The 25,618-nt window shown below is 71.4% G+C and carries 29 protein-coding genes; 12 read left to right on the top strand and 17 right to left on the bottom strand.

Annotated features, from left to right (window positions below):
- Positions 1-17: 17 nt before the first annotated feature.
- Together AB0C33_RS36095 and AB0C33_RS36100 are read right to left on the bottom strand one after the other, a co-directional pair.
- A complete protein-coding gene (locus AB0C33_RS36095) occupies positions 18-275 on the bottom strand; it encodes a hypothetical protein (protein WP_358295783.1) in 258 nt (85 codons plus the stop codon).
- A 34-nt stretch (positions 276-309) separates the two neighbouring features.
- The gene (locus AB0C33_RS36100) at positions 310-606 is read right to left on the bottom strand and encodes a maleylpyruvate isomerase N-terminal domain-containing protein (protein ID WP_358295786.1); all 297 of its coding nucleotides are present in this window, start codon (positions 604-606) and stop codon (positions 310-312) included.
- Positions 607-965: 359 nt separating this feature from the next.
- Between AB0C33_RS36100 and AB0C33_RS36105 the strand changes: the two genes are divergently transcribed.
- Positions 966-1,205: a hypothetical protein gene (locus AB0C33_RS36105; protein ID WP_358295788.1), complete on the top strand. Its 240-nt coding sequence runs from the start codon at positions 966-968 to the stop codon at positions 1,203-1,205.
- A gap of 355 nt (positions 1,206-1,560) precedes the next feature.
- Entirely contained in the window at positions 1,561-2,205 is a 645-nt protein-coding gene (locus tag AB0C33_RS36110) for a hypothetical protein (protein WP_358295791.1), read from the top strand.
- A gap of 245 nt (positions 2,206-2,450) precedes the next feature.
- Here AB0C33_RS36110 and AB0C33_RS36115 read toward each other — a convergent pair whose 3' ends face one another.
- The 3 genes from AB0C33_RS36115 to AB0C33_RS36125 form a co-directional block, all read right to left on the bottom strand.
- Positions 2,451-3,770, bottom strand: a complete 1,320-nt coding sequence (locus AB0C33_RS36115; RefSeq protein WP_358295794.1) for a serine/threonine-protein kinase — start codon at positions 3,768-3,770, stop codon at positions 2,451-2,453.
- A 98-nt stretch (positions 3,771-3,868) separates the two neighbouring features.
- Positions 3,869-4,360 carry an SRPBCC family protein gene (locus tag AB0C33_RS36120; protein WP_358295797.1) on the bottom strand — a complete coding sequence of 164 codons (492 nt, stop codon included), beginning with the start codon at positions 4,358-4,360 and terminating at the stop codon, positions 3,869-3,871.
- Between the two features lie 63 nt (positions 4,361-4,423).
- On the bottom strand, positions 4,424-5,311 hold the full coding sequence (locus AB0C33_RS36125; protein WP_358295800.1) for an alpha/beta hydrolase: 888 nt from the start codon (positions 5,309-5,311) through the stop codon (positions 4,424-4,426).
- 70 nt (positions 5,312-5,381) lie between these two features.
- Between AB0C33_RS36125 and AB0C33_RS36130 the strand changes: the two genes are divergently transcribed.
- Positions 5,382-5,990 (top strand): TetR/AcrR family transcriptional regulator, encoded by a 609-nt coding sequence (locus AB0C33_RS36130; protein ID WP_358295802.1) that lies wholly within the window; start codon positions 5,382-5,384, stop codon positions 5,988-5,990.
- 427 nt (positions 5,991-6,417) lie between these two features.
- The gene (locus AB0C33_RS36135; protein WP_358295804.1) at positions 6,418-6,993 is read left to right on the top strand and encodes a TSUP family transporter; all 576 of its coding nucleotides are present in this window, start codon (positions 6,418-6,420) and stop codon (positions 6,991-6,993) included.
- An 81-nt stretch (positions 6,994-7,074) separates the two neighbouring features.
- Here AB0C33_RS36135 and AB0C33_RS36140 read toward each other — a convergent pair whose 3' ends face one another.
- Positions 7,075-8,031, bottom strand: coding sequence for a TetR/AcrR family transcriptional regulator C-terminal domain-containing protein (locus AB0C33_RS36140; protein ID WP_358295807.1), 957 nt, complete (start codon positions 8,029-8,031; stop codon positions 7,075-7,077).
- 65 nt (positions 8,032-8,096) lie between these two features.
- Positions 8,097-8,864 carry an SDR family oxidoreductase gene (locus tag AB0C33_RS36145; protein ID WP_358295810.1) on the bottom strand — a complete coding sequence of 256 codons (768 nt, stop codon included), beginning with the start codon at positions 8,862-8,864 and terminating at the stop codon, positions 8,097-8,099.
- A gap of 180 nt (positions 8,865-9,044) precedes the next feature.
- Here AB0C33_RS36145 and AB0C33_RS36150 point away from each other — a divergent pair, with 180 nt between their 5' ends.
- Positions 9,045-9,239, top strand: a complete 195-nt coding sequence (locus AB0C33_RS36150; RefSeq protein ID WP_358295813.1) for a helix-turn-helix transcriptional regulator — start codon at positions 9,045-9,047, stop codon at positions 9,237-9,239.
- A gap of 72 nt (positions 9,240-9,311) precedes the next feature.
- On the top strand, positions 9,312-9,887 hold the full coding sequence (locus AB0C33_RS36155) for a hypothetical protein (RefSeq protein ID WP_358296294.1): 576 nt from the start codon (positions 9,312-9,314) through the stop codon (positions 9,885-9,887).
- Between the two features lie 234 nt (positions 9,888-10,121).
- On the opposite strand, the gene AB0C33_RS36160 is transcribed toward AB0C33_RS36155, so the two are convergent.
- The gene (locus AB0C33_RS36160) at positions 10,122-12,896 is read right to left on the bottom strand and encodes a hypothetical protein (RefSeq protein WP_358295816.1); all 2,775 of its coding nucleotides are present in this window, start codon (positions 12,894-12,896) and stop codon (positions 10,122-10,124) included.
- Between the two features lie 520 nt (positions 12,897-13,416).
- Here AB0C33_RS36160 and AB0C33_RS36165 point away from each other — a divergent pair.
- Entirely contained in the window at positions 13,417-13,812 is a 396-nt protein-coding gene (locus AB0C33_RS36165) for a DUF3224 domain-containing protein (protein ID WP_358295819.1), read from the top strand.
- Positions 13,813-13,879: 67 nt separating this feature from the next.
- Here the strand turns inward: AB0C33_RS36165 and AB0C33_RS36170 are convergent, their stop codons facing one another.
- The gene (locus tag AB0C33_RS36170) at positions 13,880-14,107 is read right to left on the bottom strand and encodes a hypothetical protein (RefSeq protein ID WP_358295821.1); all 228 of its coding nucleotides are present in this window, start codon (positions 14,105-14,107) and stop codon (positions 13,880-13,882) included.
- A gap of 422 nt (positions 14,108-14,529) precedes the next feature.
- Between AB0C33_RS36170 and AB0C33_RS36175 the strand changes: the two genes are divergently transcribed.
- From AB0C33_RS36175 to hypF, 5 genes are read left to right on the top strand one after another with little or no spacing between them, the layout of a single operon-like run.
- A complete protein-coding gene (locus tag AB0C33_RS36175; protein ID WP_358295824.1) occupies positions 14,530-14,898 on the top strand; it encodes a helix-turn-helix transcriptional regulator in 369 nt (122 codons plus the stop codon).
- Positions 14,895-15,497 (top strand): SIS domain-containing protein, encoded by a 603-nt coding sequence (locus tag AB0C33_RS36180; RefSeq protein ID WP_358295827.1) that lies wholly within the window; start codon positions 14,895-14,897, stop codon positions 15,495-15,497. The genes AB0C33_RS36175 and AB0C33_RS36180 overlap by 4 nt, the downstream gene beginning before the upstream one ends.
- The gene (locus AB0C33_RS36185; RefSeq protein ID WP_358295829.1) at positions 15,494-15,709 is read left to right on the top strand and encodes a HypC/HybG/HupF family hydrogenase formation chaperone; all 216 of its coding nucleotides are present in this window, start codon (positions 15,494-15,496) and stop codon (positions 15,707-15,709) included. Before AB0C33_RS36180 ends, AB0C33_RS36185 begins: the two co-directional genes overlap by 4 nt.
- Positions 15,706-16,368 carry an SIS domain-containing protein gene (locus AB0C33_RS36190; protein ID WP_358295831.1) on the top strand — a complete coding sequence of 221 codons (663 nt, stop codon included), beginning with the start codon at positions 15,706-15,708 and terminating at the stop codon, positions 16,366-16,368. Before AB0C33_RS36185 ends, AB0C33_RS36190 begins: the two co-directional genes overlap by 4 nt.
- Positions 16,358-18,634, top strand: a complete 2,277-nt coding sequence (gene hypF, locus AB0C33_RS36195; RefSeq protein ID WP_358295834.1) for a carbamoyltransferase HypF — start codon at positions 16,358-16,360, stop codon at positions 18,632-18,634. The genes AB0C33_RS36190 and hypF overlap by 11 nt, the downstream gene beginning before the upstream one ends.
- 60 nt (positions 18,635-18,694) lie before the next feature.
- On the opposite strand, the gene hypE is transcribed toward hypF, so the two are convergent.
- The 8 genes from hypE to AB0C33_RS36235 all read right to left on the bottom strand — a co-directional run bounded on the left by hypE (position 18,695) and on the right by AB0C33_RS36235 (position 25,589).
- Positions 18,695-19,834 (bottom strand): hydrogenase expression/formation protein HypE, encoded by a 1,140-nt coding sequence (hypE, locus tag AB0C33_RS36200; protein ID WP_358295837.1) that lies wholly within the window; start codon positions 19,832-19,834, stop codon positions 18,695-18,697.
- Complete coding sequence (gene hypD, locus AB0C33_RS36205) at positions 19,831-20,958, bottom strand: hydrogenase formation protein HypD (RefSeq protein ID WP_358295840.1); 1,128 nt, start codon at positions 20,956-20,958, stop codon at positions 19,831-19,833. Before hypD ends, hypE begins: the two co-directional genes overlap by 4 nt.
- Positions 20,959-20,969: 11 nt before the next feature.
- Positions 20,970-21,239: a HypC/HybG/HupF family hydrogenase formation chaperone gene (locus tag AB0C33_RS36210; RefSeq protein ID WP_357707649.1), complete on the bottom strand. Its 270-nt coding sequence runs from the start codon at positions 21,237-21,239 to the stop codon at positions 20,970-20,972.
- Positions 21,240-21,379: 140 nt separating this feature from the next.
- Positions 21,380-21,589, bottom strand: coding sequence for a hypothetical protein (locus AB0C33_RS36215; RefSeq protein WP_357707651.1), 210 nt, complete (start codon positions 21,587-21,589; stop codon positions 21,380-21,382).
- Between the two features lie 10 nt (positions 21,590-21,599).
- On the bottom strand, positions 21,600-22,193 hold the full coding sequence (locus AB0C33_RS36220; protein WP_358295843.1) for a DUF5947 family protein: 594 nt from the start codon (positions 22,191-22,193) through the stop codon (positions 21,600-21,602).
- Positions 22,190-22,726 carry a NifU family protein gene (locus tag AB0C33_RS36225; RefSeq protein WP_358295847.1) on the bottom strand — a complete coding sequence of 179 codons (537 nt, stop codon included), beginning with the start codon at positions 22,724-22,726 and terminating at the stop codon, positions 22,190-22,192. Before AB0C33_RS36225 ends, AB0C33_RS36220 begins: the two co-directional genes overlap by 4 nt.
- Positions 22,719-24,515 (bottom strand): nickel-dependent hydrogenase large subunit, encoded by a 1,797-nt coding sequence (locus AB0C33_RS36230; protein WP_358295850.1) that lies wholly within the window; start codon positions 24,513-24,515, stop codon positions 22,719-22,721. Before AB0C33_RS36230 ends, AB0C33_RS36225 begins: the two co-directional genes overlap by 8 nt.
- Before the next feature lie 33 nt (positions 24,516-24,548).
- Positions 24,549-25,589 (bottom strand): hydrogenase expression protein HypE, encoded by a 1,041-nt coding sequence (locus tag AB0C33_RS36235; protein WP_358295853.1) that lies wholly within the window; start codon positions 25,587-25,589, stop codon positions 24,549-24,551.
- Positions 25,590-25,618 lie beyond the last annotated feature (29 nt).

The raw sequence follows: 25,618 nt of genomic DNA on the forward strand, positions 1-25,618 counted from the left end.
CGGTGCCGGCGTTGATCTCACCACGCCGTGGCCTCCAGCCACGTAGTGAGCAACTCGCCGTCCCCAGCCATGTTGAAGCGCGCGGTGTCGCCGTATGAGAGCCGGCCGTGGGTCACCGGCAGATCGCCGTATGACCCGCGTACGGCCACCGCCGCAGGGCCATCCCCGCGAGCCCTTTCCCGGACGCAGTTGTCCGCGAGCGTGATCAGCCATGCGTCATCGGTGTCGGTGGCCGACAACGCCAGCGGCTCACCGCCGCCATCCAGCCGGCTCACGGGTTCAGCGATCCACGCGAAATACGGCTGAGTCTCAAGGAATCCTCGACCCTGCCGGCGGCGTGTGCAGCCAGGCTGGGTATGGCGTCATGTCCTGGGGCAGGTCGAGCGGTGTGTCCCGGAACCAGGCACGCTCGGTCGCACGATGACGCACCAGGTGCTCCATCCAACGGGGCGTGGTGCCGTGATGCCTGGTCAAGTCGGCGAGCGTCCAACCGGGACACGTGGGCACCGGTGTCCGCATGTGGGAACCCGCCGCCAGCAGGTCGACCAGGCGCACGTCTGCGGCTTCGACCGCATCGCAGTACTGCTCATGTGTCAGATGAGTCACGAGTGCCCTTTCTCGATCACCGGCCAAGCGGTCTGCCGCTGGTTCGAACTTCCACGGCAGCCAGCGAGGCTATTCCTTGACATTGGCGTCAAGGTCAAGCGCTGCTTTGCGCTCGCGCCATCTGGCGTCAGCGGGACTCGGCCCATACGGACGCATTCGGTTGTTGCGACCGAGGGAGGGCGCTGAACCGGCGGGTCGAGACGGCGTTGATGAGTCCGAGCCCGGCGTAGGCGGGGCCCCCACTCGGGCCCGTGCCCCCAGCCGCAAAGTAACGCTGAGTAACCGCCATCGCCTTTGCATGGTCACGAGATCGGCCGGCCAGGTCGAGTTCACCGTCAGCTTCGACTCCACCATCGCCCGTGCCCACCAGCACGCCGCCGGCGCCCGTAAAAAGAGGACGACGGCGAGACAATCGACACCAGGCAATCCCACTCATCTACAAGCACCGCAACTTGCTCGAACGCTGCATCGGCAAGCTCAAGCAATGGCGCGCCATCGCCACCCGCTTAGACATCCTGGCCAGCAGCTACCTGGCCGGCGTCACCATTGCCTCACTCATGCTCTGGCTCCGGCAAGCCGAATTGTCAGACACCCTCTAGCAGTCCCAGCAGGACCGCGCCGAGGGCGCGGAGTTGCCGAAGGCTGCCTCCGGGCGGCCCTCAGCCGGTGAGCTCGCTCGCCGGCAGCCCCATCATCAGGTAGTCGTACGACTTTCCCTCGGTCCGGAAAGCGGCCCTCCTGGACGAAGCCCACGCGCTCGCGGGGGCGGACGGCGGCGGTGTTCTCGGCGGCCACCCACAGGTGACGCGGCGCATGCCGACCTCCTCGAACACGAACTGGCACGCCACTCGGAGGGCGTCGGTGCCATTACTTTTGCCCCAGGCGTCACTGGATCTTGGCATCATATTCACGCATACAGCATGACGACGAACAGCCCAATTTAGACTGGCCCGCATGACGGCTGCCTGGATGGCGTTTCTCGGGGTAATTGTGGGGTCCGTCAGTTCCCTGCTCGGCTCCGTACTCATCACGCGCCTGCAGTGGAAGCACGAAAGACTGCGGTGGAATGAGCAGCGAGAACGCGACACGATTCAATGGCAGCGCCAGCTGGGGATCGAGCGAGACAGGATCGCAGAGGACAACGCTCGTGCCGGGCGAACTCGGACTCATGAACGTGACCTCGAACGAGACCGCCGGCGCCTGGACCAGCAGATTGACCTCTACATGACTGCCATCGCACTCGTGCAGGAGGCCGAGGCCAAGTTTCAGGAATACATGGCCGAGCTCGACCCGCAGGGTGGGTTCACCGACGCGGACGCGGCCAGAGCCAGGGAGATAAGGTCGAATGTGGATAAGGCCCGGCAGTACCTGCCGGCGTTATTGGCCCTGTGCGACGAGTCCTGCCATCGGGATCTCAACCGGGTGGAGTCCATCCTCGACTACTTCAGCGGATCGATTGAAGCCGGCGGTGTGATTCACCTCGGTAAGAGCGGCCCTCAAGTGCTCGGGTGGCCGATGCCTGTGAGCATGTTGCTCGGATCGGCGCACAAGGCGTTGCGGGACGCTTTCGGAAGGGCTGTGCGCGTGAGTCTGGGATGAGCGCTGTCAGCAGGTGGAGTGGAAAGAGGTGCCGCCGACCGCAGTGGTATCGGCGAGCGCGTTGTACCGCGGACGGCGGCCGTCGCCTCCTCCACGTAAGACCGCGACGCCTTTCTCCCTCAGCAGATCGGTGGTTCGTCGGCGTCCGGCGAACAGGCGAGCACGAAGTCACCCGAGAGTGCTCGCCGCGGTCTTCGGCGTCACGGCGTCGTGGCCGTTGTGGCCGTGCTGCCGAGGGCCGGGGCTCAGCACATCGACGGGATGCAGGTGAAGGGGTTCTCCATCGGGGACGGTTGCTGTGGTTGGGTGGGCGCCTGGGTGGGCTGCTGCGACGGTTCGCGCGTGGGCTCCGGTGGGGGCTCGGTGTTCCGGGCGGGCGTCGGGTGGGAGGCCGAGCCGTCGTCGATGGAGCTGCTCGCCGCGTCGCGCGTCCTGGCCGGTCGGGTCGTGGGGGCCGAGGTCCTGGGCCGGGCCCGCGGCGTGGCCGGCGGGGACGACGTCCGCCGCGGGGTGCTTCTGACCTGCTGCGGCGAGGCGGTGGCCGCGGCCGGGGCCGGGGTGGTGGTGCCGGACGGTGGGGGAGCGGCCGAGCCGATCGTGGCCGGGGGTGGCGGGGGCGGGCCGTCCGCGGTGATCAGCAGGCCGCCCGTGACGAGCAGCGCCGCCGTCGCGGCGGCGGCCGCCGCGGGCAGCGCGCGCCGCCGCGCCCGACCGGTCTGATGCTCCGGCGGCGGGGACGGCCCGGCGGCCGGTGCCGGAGCGAGCTCGTGCGAGGTCAGCCCGGTGACCAGGTCGTCGGCGCTCGGCCGCGCGGCCGGGTCCTTCGACAGGCCGGCGGTGACGAGCCGGAGCAGGACGCCGTCCAGACCGGAGACGGCCGGCTGGTCGTTCAGGATGCGGTTGATCACGGCGGGGGTGGAGTCGGCGCCGAACGCGGGCCGCCCGGAGGCGGCGAACACCATGGTCACGGCCCAGGCGAAGACGTCGGCCGCGGCCGTCACCTGCCTGCCGCCGATCTGCTCGGGCGCCAGATAGGACGGCGTTCCCATCAGCGGGCCCGTCGAGGTGTTGCCCGGCGCGTCCAGGGCCCGGGCGATGCCGAAGTCGATCACGACCGGGCCTTCGGGTCCCATGAGGATGTTGGCCGGCTTGAAGTCGCGGTGGAGCACCCCGGCCCGGTGGATGGCGGCCAGCGCGGCGGCGGTGCTGATCGCCAGTCGCTCCAGCGCGGCCCCCTGGCGTGGTCCCTCGGTGGCGACCAGGTCGCGCAGCGAGGGGCCTGGCACGTACTCGCTGACGATGTAGGGCCGCCGGCCCGCCAGGTCGGCGTGGAGCACGGGCGCGGTGGAGAACCTGGCCACTCGCCGGGCGATCTCCACCTCGCGCAGGAACCCGGCGCGCGCGCCGGGATCGGTCAGCGGGCGGTGGTGCAGCAGCTTGACGGCCACCTGGCGGCCGGAGGGGTCGCGTCCCAGATAGACGACGCCCTGGCCGCCCTCGCCGAGCCGGGCGACGAGCTCGTACGGCCCCAGCCTGCGCGGATCGTCCTCCACCAGCTGATCCATCTGGCCCCCTGAAACATATGAACGGACAGGACAAAAGGGAGTGGCGGATCCACCGGTCGCGATCACCGGCACACACGCCGAAGGCGTGCTGGCTTCTCTCAGCCCGGCAGGCCGCCTGGGTGGGCGTCGGCCACGAGGCCGAGAACGACGTCGTGCTCCAGCAGCGCCTTGAGGGCGCTGATCAGGAAGGTGAAGCCACCGGTGGAGTCGGTCACGTAGCGGACGAGCTCGTCGCCGGTGCCGGTGAACCCGCTCTCGGTGACCTGGACGTAGGTGGTGTCGTCAGGCATGGGGATGAAACGGAACTCGACTGTGGTGGGGGCGTCGGGAGTGTAGTTGCCCCAGGTGAAACGGATCCGCCGGTTCTCCTCCACCTCGTCGACCGAGGCCCGAGTCGACGCCCCGTACATTTCCCATTCCCAGGTCAGTTCGGCGCCGGGAACCATCTTCCCGCTGCTTCTGGTGTACCAGATCTTGCTCGTGACAGCGGGGTCCACGATGGCCTGGAACACCTCGCGGGCGGGGCGGCGGATGAGCATGCCGACCTCCACCGAAGGGATCGTGGTGAGCTCGAGCGTTCGTGCGGACATGCGCTGGTTCTCCTTTCGTGATTCGGGACCGGTGTCAGGGGCGTGATTGCTGATCCAGCGGTGTCACGGTCGGCGTGTCAGGAAGGGGCGTAACGCGGTGATCAGGGCGGCCGGATTGTCCTCCTGGACGTTGTGCCCGGCGTCCGGCACGACCACGAGCTCGCCGTTCGGGACGTGCGCGACCAGGCGTTCGGCGGCGGCTTGGGGGAGCACCCTGCTGCGTCCGCCGCGTACGAGCAGTACCGGCGTCCTGCTCAGCTGGGCGGGCAGCCTGTCGATGGCCGCCAGGATGGCGGGGAAGTCCGGAGGGCGTGGATCTCCCTTCGGCACCCAGCCGCCGCCGCCGGGTGCCCGGCGGAACAGTGTGCTCATGCGGTAGGCGACAGTGGGCCGGTGGGCGCGTGGATTGACCCGCATCGCGGCCTCCACCACCGTCTCCAGCTCCCGCACCGGACCGAGCCCGCTGATGAACGTCCGCACCCGCCAGGTGCTGTCGAAGTCCACGCCGGGTGCGACATCGATGAGCGCCAGCCGCTCCACCCGGTCGGGATGCTCGTCGGCGACGTGGCCCGCGATGACGCCGCCCAGCGACATGCCGACCAGGTGGACCCGGTAGAAGCCGAGATGGTCTGCCGCGGCGACGACGTCGGCCGCAAGGGTGCCGACGCGGTAGTCGCCGGACCAGCCGCTCTCGCCGTGACCTCGCAGATCCAGCGCGATCAGCCGGGCGGCGCCGCGCAGGCCGAGGCAGACGAAGTCCCACGTGTGCGCGGTCAACGCGCCACCGTGCAACAGCAGCACGGGCGGTCCTGTGCCGCCCCAGTCGAATCCGTGCAACCGGCAGCCCGCGCGGGAGAAGTGGATCTCGCGGGGCGGGGCCGGGTCGTCGATCGGGACGCCCAGTGCCGCCGCCAGCTCGGTCATCGCCGGCATCGTGAAGTGTCCCTGCACGCGCCACCCCCTTACCTTGAGCAATCAAGGTAAGGGGTGTTGCCTTGGCCGGTCAAGGTAAGGTGGATGCGTGGCCACCCGAGTACGACGTCAGCCTGAGGATGCCAAGCGGCTGATCCTGGAGGCGGCGAGCAGGTTGCTCGCCGCGGGCGGCCCCGCCGCCGTGCAGGTGCGCGCGGTCGCCGCGGAGGTCGGTGTGTCCGACGCCGCGGTCAACCACCACTTCGGCACGCGTGACCGACTGCTGGAGTCGCTGTTGCGATTCGGCGGGGCCAAACTGAAGGCCGAACTGCACACTGTGCTGGGCACGTGGGCTGACGCCCCGATCGATCCCGCCGAGCTGGTGCGCACGCTGGCCGCGCTGTACGCCGGGGGTTACGCCGAACTGGCGCTCGCGCTGCACCGATCCGGCTGGCGGGACACCGGCAGCGGAATGCTGGATGAGGTGGTGGACCGGCTGCACGCCCAGGCGCTGCAGCACTGCACGGCCACTGGGCGGACGCCGCCGTCCCGCGAGGCGATCCAACTGACCGTGTGCGCCCTGCACCAGGCAGTCGCTACGGAGCCGCTGTTCGGCGACGAGTTCCGCCGGAGCGTCGGACTGGACGACACCGCCCGGGATCGTCTGCTCGACTGGTGGACCGAAATTTTGCGCGCGACTGTCTCCGGACAGGGATAGCCGTGTCGTGACGGTGGAGGGCACCGATTCCGCTGGGCCATCGGGGTGATTCCGCCGAGCGGGGCACGCAGGCGCGGGGTCAGGGTGATCAGGGCGGCCGTCCCGCCCATTCGAGCGACGCGAACGTGGCCGCCACCCTCTCACCGCGGGTCCGCGAGAAGCGCAGCCATGACGACGGCCCCGTCCGCGGCCGTCGTCACCGCTGCTTGCCGCACTTCTTGACCGGCGCTCCGGGAGAACTCGCACCGGAGAGTACGGCGTCAGGTGAGTGTCTAGGGTTCCGCCGCCGCCCGGCCCGTTTCATGCAGGTCCGGCGGGTCTGGTCCGAGCGATACCGCCGGCGGCTCGGGAGGCCACCGGTCAACTGAAGGGACAAAAGCCTGGAGGTCGTGGTTCCCGCGAGCGTGGGAGCCGGAAAGGCCTCCTGGTGTGCCCGACCTTCGTGCTGTTCGTCCAGCACCTGCCCAGTGAGATCTCACGACAGAGCGCGTCGGCTCTTGAGCCGTCCACCGGCCTCCTCCCCACGCTGCTGACCGGCGGGCTCCTGCCGCCCTACGTGCCGGTCGAGCCGCTCAAGCGCGTTCTCGGTGCGTTCCTCATCGCCACCGTCTTCTGGCGGCGATTCCGGCCGCCGCGAGCGGTGCCGGCCGACAAGACGTTCGCTGCCGTCGGCGCCGGTTGCGGTCTCGCCTCGGCGCTGTTCGGGGCGGCAGGACCGGTCGCGGCCCCGTTCTTCATCGTCAAGGGCCTCATCGGCAGCGCGTACATCGGCACTGAAGCCGCCGCGTCCCTGATCGTTCAGCTGACCAAGATCGTCGCCTATGGCGCGGGCAGCCTGCTCTCGGTGCACGTGCTCCAACTCGGCTCGGCCCTCACCCCGGCCGTCCTCGCCGGAGCGTGGCTGGGCCGAAGAACCGTCGCCCGGATGCACGCCCAGGCCCTCGTGCTGGTCACCGAGGCCGGAGTAGCCGTCGCGGCGATCTTGTTGCTCCCCGGGATCTGAGCCAGGCTCATCCTGCATGGGGGCGGCGGCCCCACGCCGTGTGTACGGCGCTCCAGCACCTGACTCGCGCTCTCGTCCGCGTCACGCCCGCCAGGGCTCGCGGCCGGCTTGGCGCACGGGCTCGTCGATCAGCGTCACGATGCCCTCCAACAGGCGCTGGAGCCCGAACTCGAACAGGGTGTCCAGGTCGAGCGAGCGGGGTGGGACGAGTGCCAGGTTCGGGAACGCCGGGTTCTTCGAGAGCCCCATCAGGGCCGGTGTGCCCCGGGTGTCCATCCACTGCTCGTCGGTGATCCCCGAGTGGGCCGCTGCCTCAGCTTCGGCTTCCAGGCTCGAGGCCACCCCTCGGACGTACGCGGCCACGCAGACATGGATGTGCAGCCTCGTGGCTGCCTCCAGGCCGAGCCCGTCCAGGGCGCGCATCATCCATTCGCTGTGGGCCATCGCGCGGGAGGAAGGCAGGGGCCGGGTGAAGGAGACGGCCCGCGCCAGCCACGGGTGACGCTGGTACATGGCCCACTGCTGCCTGGCCGCCACCTCCAGGCAGCGGCGCCATCCGGGCGGCAAGGGCTCCGGGAGCGGGAACTGGCCGAAGGCGGCGTCGGCCATGAGCAGGATCAGGTGCTCTCTGCTGGATACGTGGCGGTAGAGCGCCATGGTGGTGACGTCCAGATCGGCGGCGAGACGGCGCATGGACAGCGCGGCCAGCCCCTCGACGTCGGCGACGGCCAACCCGGCGCCGACGATGCGGCCCCGGTCCAAGGACGCCGCCGGACGTCTGCGATCGTGCGGAGTCCTCGGGCGGGTGCCTGGGGTGTCGACGACCGTACCGATTCCGGGAACCGGCCGGGCCAGACCGGCTTGTCGCAAGGCGGTCAGCACCTTGGTGGCGGTGGCCATGGCCACGCCGAACTCCCGGACGATCTGCCGCGTGGAGGGCAGCAGATCCCCAGGGCGGAGCTCACCGCTCTCGACAGTCGGCCGGTTGGCGATGAAGGGTGTGGTCCGCCACCGCGACGAGCCGGTCTCGCGTGGCAAGGTCTGCTGAAGGCCGCAGATCCTGTGAAGTGCCCGTCAGAGGCACGGACGGGGCACGGTGGCGGTCAGCTGGGCTGGCCGGTGGGCATGATGGTGACCTGCTGGAGGTTCGCCCGAGGCGGCAGGCTCGCGATGAACCCGACGGTCTGCGCGACATCCTGCGGCGTGAGCCACTCCATCGTCTCCTTGGAGCCCTCCAGCCACGCCCGCGCGCCCTCGTCGGTGACGTGACTCTGCAGCTCGGTGCCGACGATCCCCGGCTCGATCGCCGAGACCCGCACGTTCTTGGCTCCCAGCTCGGCCCGCAGGTGCCGGGACAGGTGGGTGACGTACGCCTTGGTCGCGGAGTAGACGGCGAAGTTCGGGAAGATGTTCTGCGCCGCGATGGAGGAGGTGTTGATCAGGTCGGCCACGCCGCGCGTACCCGCGGCCTCGACGAGCTGGGGGACGAACGCGCCGATCACGTTCATCAGGCCCGTGATGTTGAGGTCGATCTGGCGCTGCCACTGGTCGGCGGCCAGCTCCTCGATGGGGGCGGGCAGCATGACGCCCGCGTTGTTCAACAGCAGGTCGGCGCCGCCCAGCTCGGCCGCGACCCGGTCGGCGGCGGCCCGCGCCGCCGCCGCGTCGGTGACGTCGGCCGCCAGTGCCAGGGCCTGGCCTCCGGCCTTCTCGATCCGGGCGACGAGGTCGTCCAGCCGTTCCGCGCGCCGCGCCACGACGACCACACGTGCGCCCAGTGCGGCCAGTCGCTCGGCCGAGGCCTCGCCGATCCCGCTGGACGCTCCGGTGACGACGGCCACGCGGCCGGCGAGAGGGGTTGCTGCGTTCATGGTGCAAGCCTTCCGAGTCGTCCGCGGCCCATCGCCGCGGTCCCTCACCAGCACACCAGCCCGCATCCCCTTCCCGGGGTGCCCGAACATGCCCTGCCCGGGCAGGTAAGCGCGAGGCAGGTACTGGCAGGGCCACCTCCGTGCACCTGGCCACTCGCTCGTCCCCGCACACTGGAGGACATGGACCGCAGTCGCGAACTCGCCGATTTCCTGCGCTCACGCCGTGCCCGGATCACCCCGGACCAGGCCGGGCTGCCCGCCGACGGCCGCGCGCGTCGCGTGTCCGGCCTGCGCCGCGGCGAGGTCGCCAGGCTGGCCGGGGTCAGCACCGAGTACTACACCCGGCTCGAACAGGGCCGCGCCGGTCACCCCTAGCCCGAGGTCGTCGAGGCGCTCGCGCGGGCCCTTCAGCTCGACGCCGCCGAACGCGAGCATCTCACCGACCTGCTGGCTCGCCCCACCCGCCACGCCCCCGTCAGCCCCCAGCGGGTCAGGCCCGGCCTCCACCTGATGCTCCAGACCCTCCATGAGGTGCCCGCCTTCGTCCTCGGCCGCCGTACGGACGTCCTGGCCGCCAACCGTCTGGCCCGCGAGGTGCTGACCGATTTCGAGGCCCTTGCCGTGCCTCAGCGCAACTTGGCCCGCTACTACCTGCTCGACCCCGAAGCCCGAATCCGTACCGGCGACTGGGAACGCGTCGCCGCGGAAACCGTCGCCATGCTCCGCCTGGAAGCCGGCCGCCATCCCGAGGATCGCCGGCTCGCTGACCTCGTCGGCGAGCTCACGCTGCGCTCGCCGGAGTTCGGCTCCTGGTGGAACGACCACCGCGTGCTGCGCCGCACGCACGGCACCAAGCACTATCGCCATCCCCTCGTCGGCGAGCTGCACTTCCACTACGAGTCCTTCCAGCCTCCGGGCGACCCCGACCAGACCTTGTGCGTCTACAACGTCGAGCCGGGCTCCCCGACCGCGCAGGCGCTCCGGCTTCTCAGCAGCTGGGTGGCGCCCACCGCCGCACCTTGACGGCGCACCTCGGGCAGTGGTGACCGCCTCCCCTTCGGGCGTTCGCCCAGGTCATCAACTGGCCGCCCATGGTGCAGCACATGTACCGCCACGTGCAGGACCGTACGAGCAAGCTGGACGTGTCCCGGAGCCGCGCGGCCCAGCTCCGCCCCGCCGCCACCGAGCCGCCACCGAGCCGCCACGGGGGTGGCCACCGAGGTGGCCACCGGGGGCGGCCACCTCGGAAGCACATGGCTAGCTCGCCAGACCCGAGTTGATCTCGGCGAGCACCTGGGTCGCCTTCGTGTAGCGGACGAGGTTGTCCAGCGTGGGCGGCTGCGCGAGGGTGGCCTGGGCGTGGCGGACGGCCTCGCCCACCGTCCGCACCCCCAGGGCCCGCGCGGTGAGGCCGTCCACGGCGGTGCCGGCGTTGATCCGGCGGCCGGCCAGGTTGAGCGTGGTGGCCAGCAGTTCGGCCCGCAGTGTGCGCGGCTGCGTCAGCGGCAGGGTGAGGACGGCGGTGGACTCCCGCAGGGAGAGCGCGCCGTTCGCGGCCGAGCCGTCGGCGCCGTCGAAGCGGTCGTCGGTGGCCTGGACGCGGGCGAGCGCCTCGGCGGTGCGCAGGTCGGGCCGCAGCGCCCAGAACGTGACCAGCCCCGGGTCGCGGCTGGGGGAGACGGTCGTGATCCGCGTTTCCACCGACGCGGCGGCGGCGCTGGTGGGGCACGGGCCGGAGCCGTCGGCGCTCAGCGAGACCGGCACGGTGACCGTCGCCGCGTCCAGGAGCAGCAGGCTCGGCCGTGCGGTGAAGCCGATCGTGCCGGTCCCCGTGCCGGCGGGCAGCGTGCCGATGGCCCAGCGCAGCGTGGTGGTGCCGTCGGTGTTCCTGCTCACGGAGCCGGGGCGGGGCCTGGCGCCCTGGTCGAGCGCGGCGCTGTAGTAGAGACCGGCGGGCAGCGTGGCGGTGAGCGTGGCGCCGGAGGCCGCGGCCCCGCCGGTGTTGCGGTAGGTCAGGGTATAGGCGGCGGCCTCGCCGGCGTTGACGGTGGCGGGCGCGGTGGCCGCCACGCCGATCACCGACCGGTGCACCGTGGTGGACACCTCGGCGGTGTTGTCGGACAGGGTGCCGGTCTCGGCGTATCCGCGCTCATTGGTCCCCGACACGGCCGCCTTGTTCGTCAGGACCGTCCCGTCCGTGGTCGCACAGGGGATGTCGTAGGTGAACGTCTCCCGCGCGGAGCCACCCGCCGGCACGTCGGACGTCGTGCGGTGGACGACGTCGCCGCCGGGCATCGTGTCGTCGATCTTCACCGCCGTGGCGGTGGCGGGTCCCTTGTTGCCCACGGCCACGGTGTAGGTGAGCCGGTCGCCGGGGGAGGCGTCCTGCCTGTCCACGGTCTTGGCGGCGGAGAGGTCGATCGGCGGGTTGAGACTCGCGGCGGCCTCGGCGGTGATCTCGGCGCTGCCCAGGCCGAGCACGCCCTTGTGCGCGCCGTCCTCGAACCAGGGGCTCTCGCGGAAGTTGAGGTTCAGGTGGTCCCAGTCGTTCCAGGAGGTGAGGGTCTGCTTGGGGGAGACGGGGCAGGACGTGGTGTCGGGGCCCATGATGATGTGGTTGACGTCCCCGGACTGGCTCGTCGCCCTGGTGCCGTCGCCATTCCAGTCGACCGGCTTGTTGGCCGGCGTGGTCAGCGCGACTCCGGGTCTCCCGGCCACCACCGTTCCGTACACGACCGTCGCGCTACCCGCTCCCGGCAGGGCGTCGCCCACCTCGTCGAGACCCTGGTCCTCGTTCATGGGGGCGCGCTCCTGGGGCTGGTAGTCCAGGGGGCGGGACGCGGTGGACGCCGTGGGGAACTGGTAGGAGTAGTTCATGACGCTCAGGTAGTTCGGCTTGCAGTTGACGCTGTCCAGGCCGCCGTGCTGCAGCCCGAGCGTGTGGCCGAGCTCGTGCATGAACGTGCCCGCCTCCGCCGCGGTCTGGCCGCCGTTGGCGGTGATCCGCGTGTTGTCCCACGCGCCGAGCGAGATGACGAAGTCGTTGCCGCCCGGCAGGGCGACGCGGGCCAGGTGGGCCAGGTCGACGTGCTGCTGGGTGTCGTCGCCCGCCTCGGCCTGGCCCGATGTGGTGCCGAGGCCGGTCAGCCCGTGCACCGACACGGCGTAGCGGAACGCCAGCCGCTTGGCGCCCAGGATGTTCTCGCAGTTGCGTGAGATCCGGTCGAGCACGTCGCCGAAGTTCCCGTCGCAGGCGATGGCGGGGTCGCCGAACTTCACATCGTCGAAGTCGTCCCAGCTGCCGGGGCTCTTGGTATCGAACGTGATCCGCTCCGCCTCGCCGGCCCGCTCGCCGGTATGGACGTGCAGGGTGATGCCGTGCGCCGCGAAGGCGGTCACCACCTGGCTGATGGCGTTCGGGTCCAACTCCCTGGAGCGCCGGCAGTACGACGCCAGGCAGAACATCGCGTCCAGCTCGACGAAGATGTCCTTCTTGTTCGGGTCGGCGCTGTACGGGGGCTGGTTCAGTGCGAGATCGACCGTGCCGTCCTGGTCGTAGTCGACGCCGTTGATCTCCCAGTCGTCCAGCAGCCCGTCCTGGTCGGTGTCACGGCCGGTGTGCACCTTCAGGGTGGTGGAGCAGGTGCCGATCGTCGTGTCGCCCGACAGCGTCGAGGTGATGTCGATCCGCAGGCCGCTCGCGTCACCGAGGCCCTCCGCGTACGCCGGCGGCAGGTCGAACTCCCCCTGCACCAGCCCCGTCTCGGCGGATAACAACTGCCGGTAGAACGGCGTGGCGTGCCAGTAGTGGAACCCGGCCTCCACCGTGGCGGTGAACCAGCCGCTCTCCTGACTGTCGTTGAGGAAGGTGATGCGGGCACGGGGCCGCTCGCCCTCCGCGAGCGACAGGGGCGAGGTCCCGAGGAACTCGCACTCACCGTGCACCGCGCTGTCGGCGTGCCCCGCGGGGGCGCCGAGCAGGGCGGCGACGACGAACAAGACGAGCGGCACGATCACGCGGCGGATACGCATGGGCCGAGTGTCGGCGCCCGCGCTCGTGCCGTCATGAGTAACCCCTACTCATCCTGTTCCGGTGGCGGCCACAAACTGGCCGCCATCCCTGCGGCGGTGGTTCCACAGCAGGGCAACAATGAAGGAGCCGAACATGTCCGTCCAGTCCGTCACTCAGCTGAACGTCCGGGGCGAGGCGAGGCGCGAGCCCGGTCGCCGCCATGTGCACCGGCGATGGCTCGACTGTCCGCGCAGGCTCCAGCAGTTCGTCAACGGCACGCCGGATCTTCCCCGGCCCACGGCTCTCATCAGCACAGCGTCATTCCTCGACCCGAACGCGAGATCCTGCTGCGCGCGTTGGTGCCGCGGTCGTTCGCGTTCGGCAAGCCGACCCGGATGGTGCAGATCGGCGAGTCGGCCGGCATCGAGCTCGCCCTCGTCGCGTCGAGCCTGCGCACCTCCGGCGTGGAGATCTACGGCGCGGCCAGGGCTTCAGGGGCCCTGGAGGGCTTGGCGGGACGGCAGGCTAGTCTTCAGCACCATGACCGACCAGCAGGAACAGCGCGTTGTCGAGGCCAGGTTCGAGATCACGGACTTCGACGAGGACGTGTACGAGACGCCTTCCGAGGGGCCCAGGATGACCCGGGTCACGATCCGCAAGCGATACCAGGGCGTGATCGACGGTATGGGGGTAGCAGAGGTGTTGACCGCTCAAGGGGATTCGGGCGGCGGTTACGTGGCGTCCGAGCGAATCGAGGGGACACTCGACGGTCGGCAGGGCACGTTCGTCATCCAGCATGCCGGGGTCGCCGACGGGGACGAGCAGAGCAGCCACGGCAGCATCGTCCCCGGCTCCGGAACGGGAGGCCTGGCCGGCATCCGTGGCCAGGCGATGGAACGCGAGTTCCAGATGCTCACCCTCACTTACACACTGTAAGACCCGTAAGGGAGTCGACAGCGGTAGGTACGGGCATGGGCTGGTACGCGCAGAGGTCTCCGGCGAATCAGTCGAGCGCTGCCCGGCCCGCGTCGGTGATGTGCCAGCGGTAACCGTTCGCAAGATCGTCCCGCTCGTCGCGGATCAGCCCCAGTTCGGCCAGCCGGGCGAAGAGCGCACGCTTTGTCAGGTCGCCCCACAAGATGTGCACGTCGCCAGTGATCACCGTGTTGTCCCGGATGCGCATCAGGAGCTGGTGCTGCCCCTTGGTGAGGTTGATCGGCGTGGCGTTCAACGCTGACCTCCGTGTCGCGTCAGTGGCGGGCCAGCGGATCGGCCACTGAAGGCAGCCTACGCCGGTGCACCGACAGGACGTCTGCGCTTTCCCCGTCGATTCCCCTGGGTCAGCCTGCAGGATTGTCCGGGGCGTCGCCGGGCCCCTCGCGCACCCGGCCGACCTTGACGTTCGCCGGGCCGACGTCGCGGTACGCACCATGCCTGCGGTACCCCCGGCGTGGGTCCGCTCGTTGCTGCGCTCGCCGTACGGGACGCAACCGATCGCCCGAGACCTAACCCTTGGCTTGCCTTCTGCCAGAAGTTGGCAAGGACGGCGTGCGGAACCGGGGAATCGCCCGGCATGGACGTTCTACTACCCCTTGGAGAGTGCGTTCCGCTGGCGGGGGAGTTCGTATGGAAGGCGGCGAGAGACGAGGATTGTTGTCCCCGATCCTGCTTCTCCTGATCTGGAACCGGCCCAGCCACGGCTACGACCTGATCGACCGGCTGGGGGAGCTGGGCGTGGCGGGGGCGGAGCCCGGCCATGTCTATCGGCTGCTGCGCGCCCTCGAACGCGACCAGTGCCTGGTCTCCTCCTGGACCGCCTCGCGTACGGGACCTCCGCGCCGGAGGTACGAGATCACCGCTTCGGGCCTGAGCGACCTGAAGGCCGCGATGATCCGGCTGCGCGACCTGGGGGACGTCCTGCGCGCCTGCGCGGCTCTGTGGGACGAGGGACACCGGCCGCCGTCCCACGACGCGGGGCCGTCCCGCTCCCGCGTCGCCTCGTGGCAAGGAGAGGTGGGATGACGCCTGTGTCGCCGGCCTTCGAGCGGCGGGTCGCCCCAGGACGGGCGCTCGCCGGGGAGGCCGCCTCGATCGCCCTGGCGTGCCGGGCCATGGCCCGGCGGTTCGCGTGGGGCGGTCGGCTGCTGGTCTTCGGCGACGGCGGCGCCTCGGCGGACGCCCAGCACGTGGCCGTGGAGTTCGTCCATCCGGTCATCGTCGGCAAGAGGGCCCTGCCCGCCCTCTCCCTCAGTCATGACGCCGCCCGGCTGACCGCCATCGCCGCGACCAGCGGGTTCGAGGAGGTCTACGCCGAGCAGGTGCGCCTGCTGGCCGCCGAGCACGACATGGCGCTCGGGTTCTCCTGGGACGGCGGCTGCGCGGACGTGCTGCGCGGGCTGGAGGCGGCACACGGGCTCGGACTGCTGACCGTCGCGCTCGTGGGCGGAGAAGGCGGAGAAGGCGGGGACGGCGGCGCCGTCGGCCGCAGCCCGGCCGTGCACCACGTCCTCGGCGTCCGGTCCGGCGACCCGTGCGTGGTGCGGGAGATCCACATGACGGTCTACCACCTGCTCTGGGAGCTGGTGCACGTCTTCCTCGACCAGCCGGAGGAGGCCCGATGACCGAGGAACCGGGGGAGCGGGTGTGCCTGACCTGTTCCGACCTCGCCCTGCCCATGCGCGTCGTCGAGTTGCTCGGAGACGGCCTGGCCATCGCGCAGGGGGCCGCCGGCGGCCCGCAGGAGATCAGCGTGGCCCTGGTCGAGGCAGGGCCGGGTGACGTCGTCCTGGTGCACGCCGGTGAGGCCATCGCGGTGGGAGGAGAGTGCGGATGAGCACGGCGGAAGGCGCCGGCGTCGAGGCCCTCTACCCGTCCCTGTACGTCCGGCCCACCGATCCGGATGCCCTGCTGGAGGAGGTGCGCCGCTCCTGCGCGGCCAAGGCGCACGAGATCGTCGCGCTGCGGGAGACGGTCGCCGGGCTGCACGGGGAGGAGCTGGCGCGCTGCGCGGCGCGGACGGCGGCGGCCTTCGAGTCCGGCGGGAGGCTGTTCGCCGTCGGCAACGGCGGCAGCGCCACGGACGCGCAGGCGCTGGCCCAGCTCTTCGCCCACCCGCCGCGCGGGCGGGCGCTCGCGGCGACCTGCCTGGCCGCCGACGCCGCCGTCGTCACCGCGCTGTCCAACGACGTCGGCTACGACTTGGCCTTCGCCCGCCAGGTCGCCGCCTTCGCCCGGCCCGGCGACGTCGTGGTGGGCCTGTCGACGAGCGGCGGCTCGGCGAACGTGCTGCACGCCTTCGCCGAGGCGCGTCGCCGCGGCGCCCTGACCGTCGGCCTGGCCGGCGGCGACGGCGGGCGGATGGCGGCCGACGGGCTGGCCGATCACCTGTTCGTCGTGCCGTCCCCGTCGGTGCACCGGATCCAGGAGGCCCAGGTGACCCTCTACCACGTCCTGTGGGAGCTGGTGCAGCGGGCGCTGACCGGTGGCGGCTGAGGGGCCCGGCCGGATCCGGATCAGGGTCGAGGGGCTGGTCCAGGGCGTGGGCTTCCGGCCGTTCGTCAGTGGCCTGGCCGGACGGCACGAGCTGGCCGGGTTCGTCGGCAACGATCCGCGCGGCGTGTTCATCGAGGCCCAGGGTGAGCCGTCGGCGCTGCGGGCCTTCGTCGCGGAGCTGGAGCGGCGGGCGCCGCCGTCCGCGCTGGTCGAGAGCGTCACCGTGGCGGACGCCGAGCCCGTCGCGGAGTCGGGTTTCCGGATCGTGGCCAGCCGCGGCGAGGGCGCCCGCCAGGTGTGCGTGCCGCCGGACACGGCGCCGTGCGACGCCTGCGCGGCAGAGATCGCCGACCCGGGCGCGCGCCGGCACGGCTACGCCTTCACCAACTGCACGGCCTGCGGGCCCCGCTTCACCATCGTCACCGACCTGCCCTACGACCGGCCCAACACCACGATGGCCCCCTTCGCCATGTGCGACCGCTGTGCGCGGGAGTACCGCGACCCCGGCGACCGGCGCTTCCACGCCCAGCCGGTGTGCTGTCCCGCGTGCGGGCCGTCGCTGCGGCTGCTGGACGCGGACGGCCGCCCCCAACCGGGCGACCCGGTCGGGGCGGCGGCGCTCTGGCTGGCGCGGGGCAGGATCCTGGCGGTCAAGGGCGTGGGCGGATACCACCTCGCGGCCGTGGCCGGGAACGAACAGGCGGTCGGCGCGCTGCGGGCCCGCAAACGCAGGGAGGGCAAGCCGTTCGCGGTGCTGGCCGCTGACCTGGCCGCGGCGCGCGAGCTGGTCCTGCTCACCCCGGCCGCCGAGCGCGTCCTGAGCGGACCGCGGCGGCCCGTCGTCCTGCTGCCGCGCCGGAGCGGGGCGCCGGTCGCCGAGGCGGTCGCGCCGGGCAACCGGGAGCTGGGGGTGATGCTGCCCGCGACGCCGCTGCACCATCTCCTGGCCGTACGGCTCGGCCGGCCAGCGGTCCTGACCAGCGGAAACCGGTCGGACGAGCCCATCGCGCACCGGGACGACGACGCCCTGGACCGGCTGTCCGGCATCGCCGACGGCTTCCTCGTCCACGACCGGCGCATCCACGTCCGGGCCGACGACTCGGTGGTGCGCCTGTTCCGCGGCCGGGAGCTGCCCGTCCGTCGCTCACGCGGGTACGTGCCCGCTCCCGTGACGCTGCGACGGCCGCCGTCCCGGCACGTGCTGGCCTGCGGCGGCGAGCTGAAGAACACCTTCTGCCTGGTCAAGGGCCGCCACGCGGTCCTGTCGCAGCACATCGGCGACCTGGAGGGCTACGAGACCCTGCGCTCGTACGCGGAGGGGATCGGCCAATTGAGCCGGCTGTTCGGCGTCCGGCCCCGGCTCGTCGCCCACGATCTGCACCCGGAGTACCTGTCCACCAAGTACGCGTCCGGCCTCGACGGCGTCGAGCTCGTCGGCGTGCAGCACCATCACGCCCACATCGCCTCCTGCCTGGCCGACAACGGCGAGGAGGGCCCGGTGATCGGCGTCGCCCTGGACGGCCTGGGCCTGGGCTCCGACGGCACCCTGTGGGGCGGCGAGCTGCTGGTCGCCGACCTGCGGGGGTTCGAGCGGGCGGGGCACCTGGAGGCGCTGCCCATGCCCGGCGGGGCGGCGGCCGTACGGCAGCCGTGGCGCATGGGCGTGTCCTACCTCGACGCGATCTACGGCGACGCGCCGCCGGACCTGCCCTTCGTCCGGCGGCACCGGGACCGGTGGGCGGCCGTGGCGGCGCTGGCCCGCACCGGGACGAACGCGCCGCTCACGTCGAGCGCGGGCCGGCTGTTCGACGCGGTGGCCGCGATCGCCGGGCTGCGCGACCGGGTGCTCTTCGAGGGGCAGGCGGCGATCGAACTGGAGCAGTTCGCCGAGCCTGGCGAGCGGGCCGCCTACCCGGCGGCGCTGTCCGGCGGGCCGGAGCTGGTCGTGTCCGGGACCGATCTGGTGCGCGGCGCGGTCGAGGACCTGCTGGCGGGCGTGCCGACGCCGCTGGTGGCCGCGCGCTTCCACAACGGCCTGGCCCGTGTCCTGCTGCGGGCGGTGCTGGCGCTGAGCGAACGGACGGGGCTGCGCGAGGTGGCGCTGTCCGGCGGCGTCTTCCAGAACGTCGTCCTGCTGGAGCGGATGGAGGCAGGGCTGCGGGAGGCGGGCCTGCGGGTGCTCCTGCACTCGCGGGTGCCGCCCAACGACGGCGGCCTCAGCCTGGGCCAGGCCGCCGTCGCCGCCGCCCTCGACCACGCCGGATGAACCTCGCCGGATGACCCACGCTCGGATGAAGCGCCGGATGAAGCGCCGGTCGGCCGCGGCTCAGCAGATGCGCGGCAGCGGGTCCCCGACGAGCATGTCGACGATCCGGGTGCCGCCGAAGGCCGTGTCGAGCAGCACGAGCCCCGCGGGCTCGGCACGCACCCGGCCGACCACGGCCGCCTCCGCGCCGAGAGGATGGCCGCGCAGCGCCTCCAGCGCCCTTCCGGCCTGCTCGCCGTCGACCACGGCGACGAACCGGCCCTCGCAGGCGACGTACAGGGGGTCGATGCCGAGCAGTTCGCAGGCGCCGTTCACCACCGGGCGGACCGGCACCGCCGACTCCTCCACCACGATGCCGAGCCGCGAGGAGCGGGCCAGCTCGTTGAGCACCGTCGCCACCCCTCCGCGCGTGGCGTCCCGCAGCACCCGCACCCCGGGGACGGCGTCGAGCAGCGCGGCGACGACGCCGTTGAGCGGCGCGGTGTCGGAGGCGAGGTCGGCCTCGATGTCCAGCTCCCCACGGGAGATCATGATGGTGACGCCGTGCTCGCCGATCGGCCCCGAGACGATGACGGCGTCGCCCGGCCTGATCGCCGACGGCGTCAGCTCCGTCTCCCGCTCCAGCACGCCCACGCCGGCGGTGGTGACGTAGCATCCGTCCGCCTTGCCGCGTTCCACGACCTTGGTGTCCCCGGTGACCACCTGGACGCCGGCGCGGTCGGCGGCGGCGGCCATCGAGGTGGCGATCCGCCGCAGGTCGGCGACCGGGAAGCCCTCCTCCAGGATGAAGCCGGCCGACAGGTACAGGGGCCGGGCCCCGCAGACGGCCAGGTCGTTGACCGTGCCGTTGACGGCGAGGTCGCCGATGTCGCCGCCGGGGAAGAACAGCGGGAAGACCACGAAGGAGTCGGTGCTGAAGGCCAGCCGCCCGCCCGCCACCCCCAGCACGGCGCCGTCGCCGAGCGGCTCCAGGATCGGGTTGCGGAACGCGTCCACGAACACGGCCTCGACCAGCGTGTGCGAGGCGCTCCCGCCCGCGCCGTGGGCCAGCGTGATGCGCTCCTCCCGCACCCGGGCCCGGCGTCCCCGGGCGCGCTCGATGCGCAGCAGCACCTCTTCCTCGCGGGTCGCCGGGCCGGCGGGCCCACCCGCCTCGTGGACGGCCCGCTCGGCCCATCCGGCGGTGCGCTCGGTCGTCATGCCGTGGTCGCCTCCTTGGCCCGCGTGCGGGTGAACCGGCCGAAGTTGTAGTACGCGGCGCAGGCGCCCTCGGAGGACACCATGCAGGTGCCGATCGGCGTCTCCGGCGTGCACGCGGTTCCGAACACCTTGCACTCCCACGGCTTGAGCACGCCCTTGAGCACCTCGCCGCACTGGCACGCCTTCGGGTCGGCCACCCGTACGCCCGGCACCTGGAAGATCCGTTCGGCGTCGTGGGCCGCGTAGGCGTCGCGCAGGCGCAGCGCGGAGTGGGAGATGAAGCCGAGGCCGCGCCACTCGAAGTACGGGCGCAGCTCCATCACCTTCCCGATCGCCTCCAGCGCCCGGCCGTTGCCCTCCCACGGCACCACCCGCGTGTACTGGTTCTCCACCTCGGCCCGCCCCTCGGCGAGTTGCCGCAGCAGCATGTGGATCGACTGCAGCACGTCCAGCGGCTCGAACCCGCAGCAGACGAGCGGCTTGCCGTGCTCCTCGGCGATGAACGCGTACGGCCGGCAGCCGATCACGGTGGAGACGTGGCCCGGCCCGATGAAGCCGTCGAGCCGCAGGTCCGGCGAGTCCAGGATCGCCTTGATCGCCGGAATGATCATGACGTGGTTGCAGAAGACGGAGAAGTTGCCGAGCCCTTCGGCCGCGGCCCGCAGCACGGTCATCGCCGTGGACGGCGCGGTGGTCTCGAAGCCGATCGCCATGAAGACGACCCGGCGGGCGGGGTTCTGGCGGGCGATCCGCAGCGCGTCGAGCGGGGAGTACACCATGCGGATGTCCGCGCCGGCGGCCTTGGCGTCCAGGAAGGAGCCCTCACCGCCGGGCACCCGCATCATGTCGCCGAACGAGGTCATGATCACGTCCGGTTCGCCGGCGATGGCGATCGCGTCGTCGACGCGTCCCATGGGGATCACGCAGACGGGACAGCCGGGCCCGTGGACGAGGTTCACGTTCGGCGGCAGGTAGTCCTCGACGCCGTGCTTGTAGATCGTGTGGGTGTGCCCGCCGCACACCTCCATGAAGGTGTAGCGGCGGCCGGGCTCGCACAGCTCCGCGATCCGCGCGGCCAGGGCCCGTGCCGTCCGGGCGTCGCGGTACTCGTCGACGAAGCGCATGCCGGCGCCTTTCACGTGATGTCGGATTCCGCGAGCGCCTGGAGCTCGTCGGTGTAGGCGGGGCCGAGGCCGTTCAGCAGCGCCAGCGTCGCCGCGGCCTCGCTCTCGTCGATCCTGGACATCGCGAAGCCCACGTGGACCAGGACCCAGTCACCGGGCCGGACCGGACCGTCCAGCAGGCCGACGCTGATCGCGCGGCGTACGCCGGCGACCTCGACGGTGGCCAGGTCGGCCCGGTCCGGCAGCAGCTCGACGATCTCGCCGGGGATGCCAAGACACATCGTTCCGGGATCACATCTGCTTGATCTTGATGTAGCGCCTCAGCGCCGGGAGTTCCTTCCAGAACATCCCCAGGAGCACCGCCCCGGCCAGCGCGGCCAGCAGCGTCGTACGTGGTCGCCGCATGTCTGTTCTTTCTTTCTCAGCCTGGCGGGAGGTTGGGCATGACAGGCAGGATCGGGTCGTGCTTCTTGGGGCTGATCCCCGTCGAGCGCCGGGCGTCGGCCGTGCCGTCCCGGTGGTGTCCCGCCTGCTGCTCGTACGCGCCGGGCCGGTTGCCCTGCTCGACGCCCTTGACGTGCGCCGTCGCGTCGGGTGCGACGTCGGGCTTGCCCACCTTGATGTGTGCCATGGTGCGGGTCCTACCCCCGGCGATGCCCTGCGTCGTCGAGCTGGGCGAAATACTGCGCGATCTTTGCCCATACCTGATCGCCGCCTGACATGCCGGTCCATTCACCTCGTACCAGGGCCATCAGCCGGTAGCAGTCGTCGATCGGGACCAGCCAGCACTCACCGGCCCCCCGTACGCCGTTGACGAGCAGCGCCTCGACCATCGGCCGCATGGTGCGCAGCTCCTCGGCGCGGGCGGCGACCGCCTGCCAGGCCGCGGCGTCCAGGTCGCTGCGGGTGCCGCCCAGCGGGCTCGGGTAGTGCGCGGTGGCCGAGCCGTCGGGCGCGGTGACGAAGAACGCCAGGCTCACGGGGATGCCGAGGTCGGCCGGCCGCACCCCGGTCAGCCGCAGCCGCCGTTCGGGCACCCGCAGGAAGTGGCCGTCGCCGTCCGGCTCGAACAGCAGCGCGCACGCCCGGCACGCGCACAGCACCTCCGCCGAACGCGTGTCCACGACGTGCCCGTGCTCGCCCCGGACCGGCGCCTCGCACAGCTCGCAGCGCGCGCCCGCGTCCCGGCGGCGCGCGGTCCGTCTGAGCAGGCGGCCGTGCGCGGTCGTGCTCACGCGGCGCCGCCGGGCCGGACCAGCAGCGCGTCGGCGGGGACGAAGGCGACCGGCGCGGCGCGGCTCACCTCGACCGTCTCCACCTCCGGCGCGACGGCGCGCACCGCCTGCTCGACGGCCAGCCGTACGGGCTCCGACCCGGACGAGCAGCCGCCCGTCAGCCGTACCCGCGCGACGTCGTCCGTCACGTCGGCGAGCCGCGCCTCCACCCCCTGGGCGCGCAGGGCGCCGGCCAGGCCGTCGAGCGCGCGCTCGACCCGCCGCCGGAGCGGCTCGGGATGGATGTCGTGCAGGACCAGCAGGTGGCCGAGCAGCTCGTCGTCGGCCAGGGCGGCGGCGACGGCGGACCCGGCCGGAGCCCGGTCCATGACCCGGGCCAGGGCCTCGCCGTAGACCTCGGCGAGGATGGCGACGGCGTCGAGCGCCGTCTCCGCCGTCGGGCCGGGCATGCCCTCCAGCCGCCCCAGGGTCTCCTCCAGCCGCTCCAGCAGGCGGGCCACCGCCTGGTCGTCCAGGCGGTCCGGCTCAGCCATGGCTCGCGCCGAACATCGGCGAGTGCAGCTTCTTCACCGTGCGTCCCTTGCCGACGTACATGTGCACGCCGCAGGGCAGGCAGGGGTCGAAGCTGCGCACCGCGCGCATGATGTCGACGCCCTTGAAGTCGTCCGGGCCGTTCTCCTCGAAGATCGGCATGTCCTGGACGGCGTCCTCGTACGGGCCGGGCGTGCCGAAGCTGTCGCGCGGGCTGCCGTTCCAGGGCGTGGGCGGGTACGGGTGGTAGTTGGCGATCTTGCCGTCCCTGATGACCATGTGGTGGGAGAGCACGCCGCGCACCGCCTCGTGGAACCCGACGCCGATGGCCTCCTCCGGCACGGCGAAGTCGGTGAACACCTTGGTGTCCCCGGCGCGCATGCGCTCCATGGCCTGCTCGACGAAGTACACCGCCATGGCCGCGGCGTAGGCCACGAAGTACACCCGGGCCCGGTTGCGTTCCAGGGCGTTGGACCAGGGCGGGATGCGCCACTCCAGGGTCGTCTCCGGCAGGTCGCGGCCCTTCGGCAGCGAGATCTGCACCGACGAGCCCGTCGCCTTCACGTACGGGGTGTCCACGATGCCCGACAGGGCGGTGACGTACAGGCGGGCGAAGGCGCCGCCGCCGGTGTCGAGCGCGAGGTGGTCACCGGTGCGCGGGTCGAGCCACCGGGGGCTCATGACCCAGCTGTAGTTGCCCTCGAAGTCGCGTTTCTGCGGCGCGGGCAGGGTCGTCTGGTTCCACGGGTGCCGCATGTCGATCGGGTTGCCGAGCGGGTCGTGCGTGACGAACGGCTCCTCGGCGGTCCAGTCGTCGTAGTACGAGCTGCCGAGCAGGATGCGGATGCCGAGGTTGATGTCGACGAGGTTGTTGGTGACCAGCTCGCCGTCCACCACGATGCCCGGGGTGACGAACATGGCCTTGCCCCAGTCGTTCATCGTCTCGTAGCGGTAGTCGACCACGGCCGGGTCCTGGAAGGCCCCCCAGCAGCCGAGCAGGATCCGGCGGCGGCCGACCTCCTCGTAGCCCGGCAGTGCCTCGTAGAAGAAGTCGAACACGTCGTTGTTCAGCGCGACGGCCTTCTTGACGAAGTCCACCACGCCGAGCAGGCGCGAGAGGTAGTCGGTGAACAACGTCGGCTCCGGCATCGTGCCGACCCCGCCCGGATAGACCGTCGAGGGGTGGACGTGCCGGCCCTCCATCAGGCAGAACATCTCCCGCGTGACGCGGCTGATCCGCAGCGCCTCCTTGTAGATGTCGCCCTCGAACGGGTTGAACGCCTCCATGATGTCGGCGATCGTGCGCTTGCCGTGGATCGCCGCCCCGGGCGCCTCGGTGGTCCTGGCCCGCGCCAGCAGCGTCGGGTTGGTCTCCTTGACCATCGCCTCGCAGAAGTCCACGAAGACCAGGTTGTCCTGGAAGATCGTGTGGTCGAACATGTACTCGGCTGCTTCGCCGAGGTTGACGATCCACTCGGCCATCGGCGGCGTCTTGATGCCGTACGCCATGTTCTGGGCGTACATCGAGCAGGTGGTGTGGTTGTCGCCGCAGATGCCGCAGATCCGGCTGGTGATGAAGCCCGCGTCCCTGGGGTCCTTGCCCTTCATGAACACCGAGTAGCCACGGAACAGCGAGGAGGTGCTGTGGCACTCGGCGACCCGCCGGTTGGCGAAGTCGATCTTCGTGTAGACGCCCAGGTTGCCGATGATGCGTGTGATGGGATCCCACGACATCTCGACGAGCTCTCCCGGTGGTCGCCGGTCGGGCGCTTCCTGCTCGGAGATGGCCATGTGCTGATGTGTCCTCTCTGGCGTCGCGGGCCCTTACGGGCGCCACCGCGGATCGAAGCCGCTGGTCAGCGCGTCACGGTTGTGCCGCCACCGCGGCTCGGCGTTCGCGGTGTTGTTGGTGATGCCGCGCATGCGGCGGATGAACGCCCCGTAGGGCTTGATCAGCATCGAGGACAGGCTGCTGCCCGGCGGCATGTCCATGAACGGCATGAACTTGTCGGGGAAGCCGGGCATCGTGCAGCCGATGCAGATCCCGCCGACGTTCGGGCAGCCGCCCACCCCGTTCATCCAGCCGCGTTTGGGCACGTTGCAGTTGACGACCGGGCCCCAGCAGCCGACCTTCACCTGGCACTTGGGCGAGTTGTAGTCCTTGGCGAAGTCGGCCTGCTCGTAGTAGGCGGCACGGTCGCAGCCCTCGTGCACGGTCCTGCCGAACAGCCACTGGGGACGCAGCAGCGCGTCCAGCGGCGGCGGCGGCGCCGAACCGGCCGCGTGCTGCAGGACCCAGGTGAGGGTCTCCATGAAGTTCTCCGGCTGCACCGGACAGCCCGGCACGTTCACGATGGGCAACCCGCCGGCCGACCGGAAGTCCCAGCCCAGGTAGTCGGCCAGGCCCATGCAGCCGGTCGGGTTGCCCGCCATGGCGTGGATGCCGCCGTAGGTGGCGCAGGTCCCGATCGCGACGACCGCCCAGGCGTTGGGGGCGAGCAGGTCGATCCAGGTGTTGAGGGTCATCGGCTCGCCCGTGTCCGGGTCGTTGCCGAACGACGTCCAGTAGCCCTCTCCGTTGATCCTCTCGTTGGGGACGGACCCCTCCAGGACGAAGATGAACGGCTCCAGCTCGCCGCGCGCCGCGGCCCGGAACGGGGCCAGGAAGTCCTCCCCGCCCAACGTCGGGGACAGGACCTTGTTGTGCAGGTGCACCTTCGGCAGCCCCGGCACGAGGCCGGTGACGACGTCCTCGATGGCGGGCTGGGACGCGGCCGTCACGGAGACGGTGTCGCCGTCGCAGCTCATGCCCTCGGAGATCCACAGGATGTGCATCTCGTCGAATCCGCTCTTCTGGTCGGCCATGTCACGTCTCTCCTTCACGTCAGCGGCCT

The organism is Nonomuraea sp. NPDC048881 (genome assembly GCF_040649795.1).
GTDB lineage: Bacteria > Actinomycetota > Actinomycetes > Streptosporangiales > Streptosporangiaceae > Nonomuraea.

Coding starts and splice junctions, on each gene's coding strand:
- AB0C33_RS36180 (WP_358295827.1), top strand. CDS start 14,895: ATGACGCCTGTGTCGCCGGCCTTCGAGCGGCGGGTCGCCCCAGGACGG.
- AB0C33_RS36185 (WP_358295829.1), top strand. CDS start 15,494: ATGACCGAGGAACCGGGGGAGCGGGTGTGCCTGACCTGTTCCGACCTC.
- AB0C33_RS36215 (WP_357707651.1), bottom strand. CDS start 21,589: ATGGCACACATCAAGGTGGGCAAGCCCGACGTCGCACCCGACGCGACG.
- AB0C33_RS36110 (WP_358295791.1), top strand. CDS start 1,561: ATGACGGCTGCCTGGATGGCGTTTCTCGGGGTAATTGTGGGGTCCGTC.
- AB0C33_RS36190 (WP_358295831.1), top strand. CDS start 15,706: ATGAGCACGGCGGAAGGCGCCGGCGTCGAGGCCCTCTACCCGTCCCTG.
- hypD (WP_358295840.1), bottom strand. CDS start 20,958: ATGCGCTTCGTCGACGAGTACCGCGACGCCCGGACGGCACGGGCCCTG.
- AB0C33_RS36165 (WP_358295819.1), top strand. CDS start 13,417: ATGACCGACCAGCAGGAACAGCGCGTTGTCGAGGCCAGGTTCGAGATC.
- AB0C33_RS36235 (WP_358295853.1), bottom strand. CDS start 25,589: ATGGCCGACCAGAAGAGCGGATTCGACGAGATGCACATCCTGTGGATC.
- AB0C33_RS36160 (WP_358295816.1), bottom strand. CDS start 12,896: ATGCGTATCCGCCGCGTGATCGTGCCGCTCGTCTTGTTCGTCGTCGCC.
- hypE (WP_358295837.1), bottom strand. CDS start 19,834: ATGACGACCGAGCGCACCGCCGGATGGGCCGAGCGGGCCGTCCACGAG.
- AB0C33_RS36225 (WP_358295847.1), bottom strand. CDS start 22,726: ATGGCTGAGCCGGACCGCCTGGACGACCAGGCGGTGGCCCGCCTGCTG.
- AB0C33_RS36120 (WP_358295797.1), bottom strand. CDS start 4,360: ATGTCCGCACGAACGCTCGAGCTCACCACGATCCCTTCGGTGGAGGTC.
- AB0C33_RS36210 (WP_357707649.1), bottom strand. CDS start 21,239: ATGTGTCTTGGCATCCCCGGCGAGATCGTCGAGCTGCTGCCGGACCGG.
- AB0C33_RS36230 (WP_358295850.1), bottom strand. CDS start 24,515: ATGGCCATCTCCGAGCAGGAAGCGCCCGACCGGCGACCACCGGGAGAG.
- AB0C33_RS36145 (WP_358295810.1), bottom strand. CDS start 8,864: ATGAACGCAGCAACCCCTCTCGCCGGCCGCGTGGCCGTCGTCACCGGA.
- AB0C33_RS36150 (WP_358295813.1), top strand. CDS start 9,045: ATGGACCGCAGTCGCGAACTCGCCGATTTCCTGCGCTCACGCCGTGCC.
- AB0C33_RS36115 (WP_358295794.1), bottom strand. CDS start 3,770: ATGGATCAGCTGGTGGAGGACGATCCGCGCAGGCTGGGGCCGTACGAG.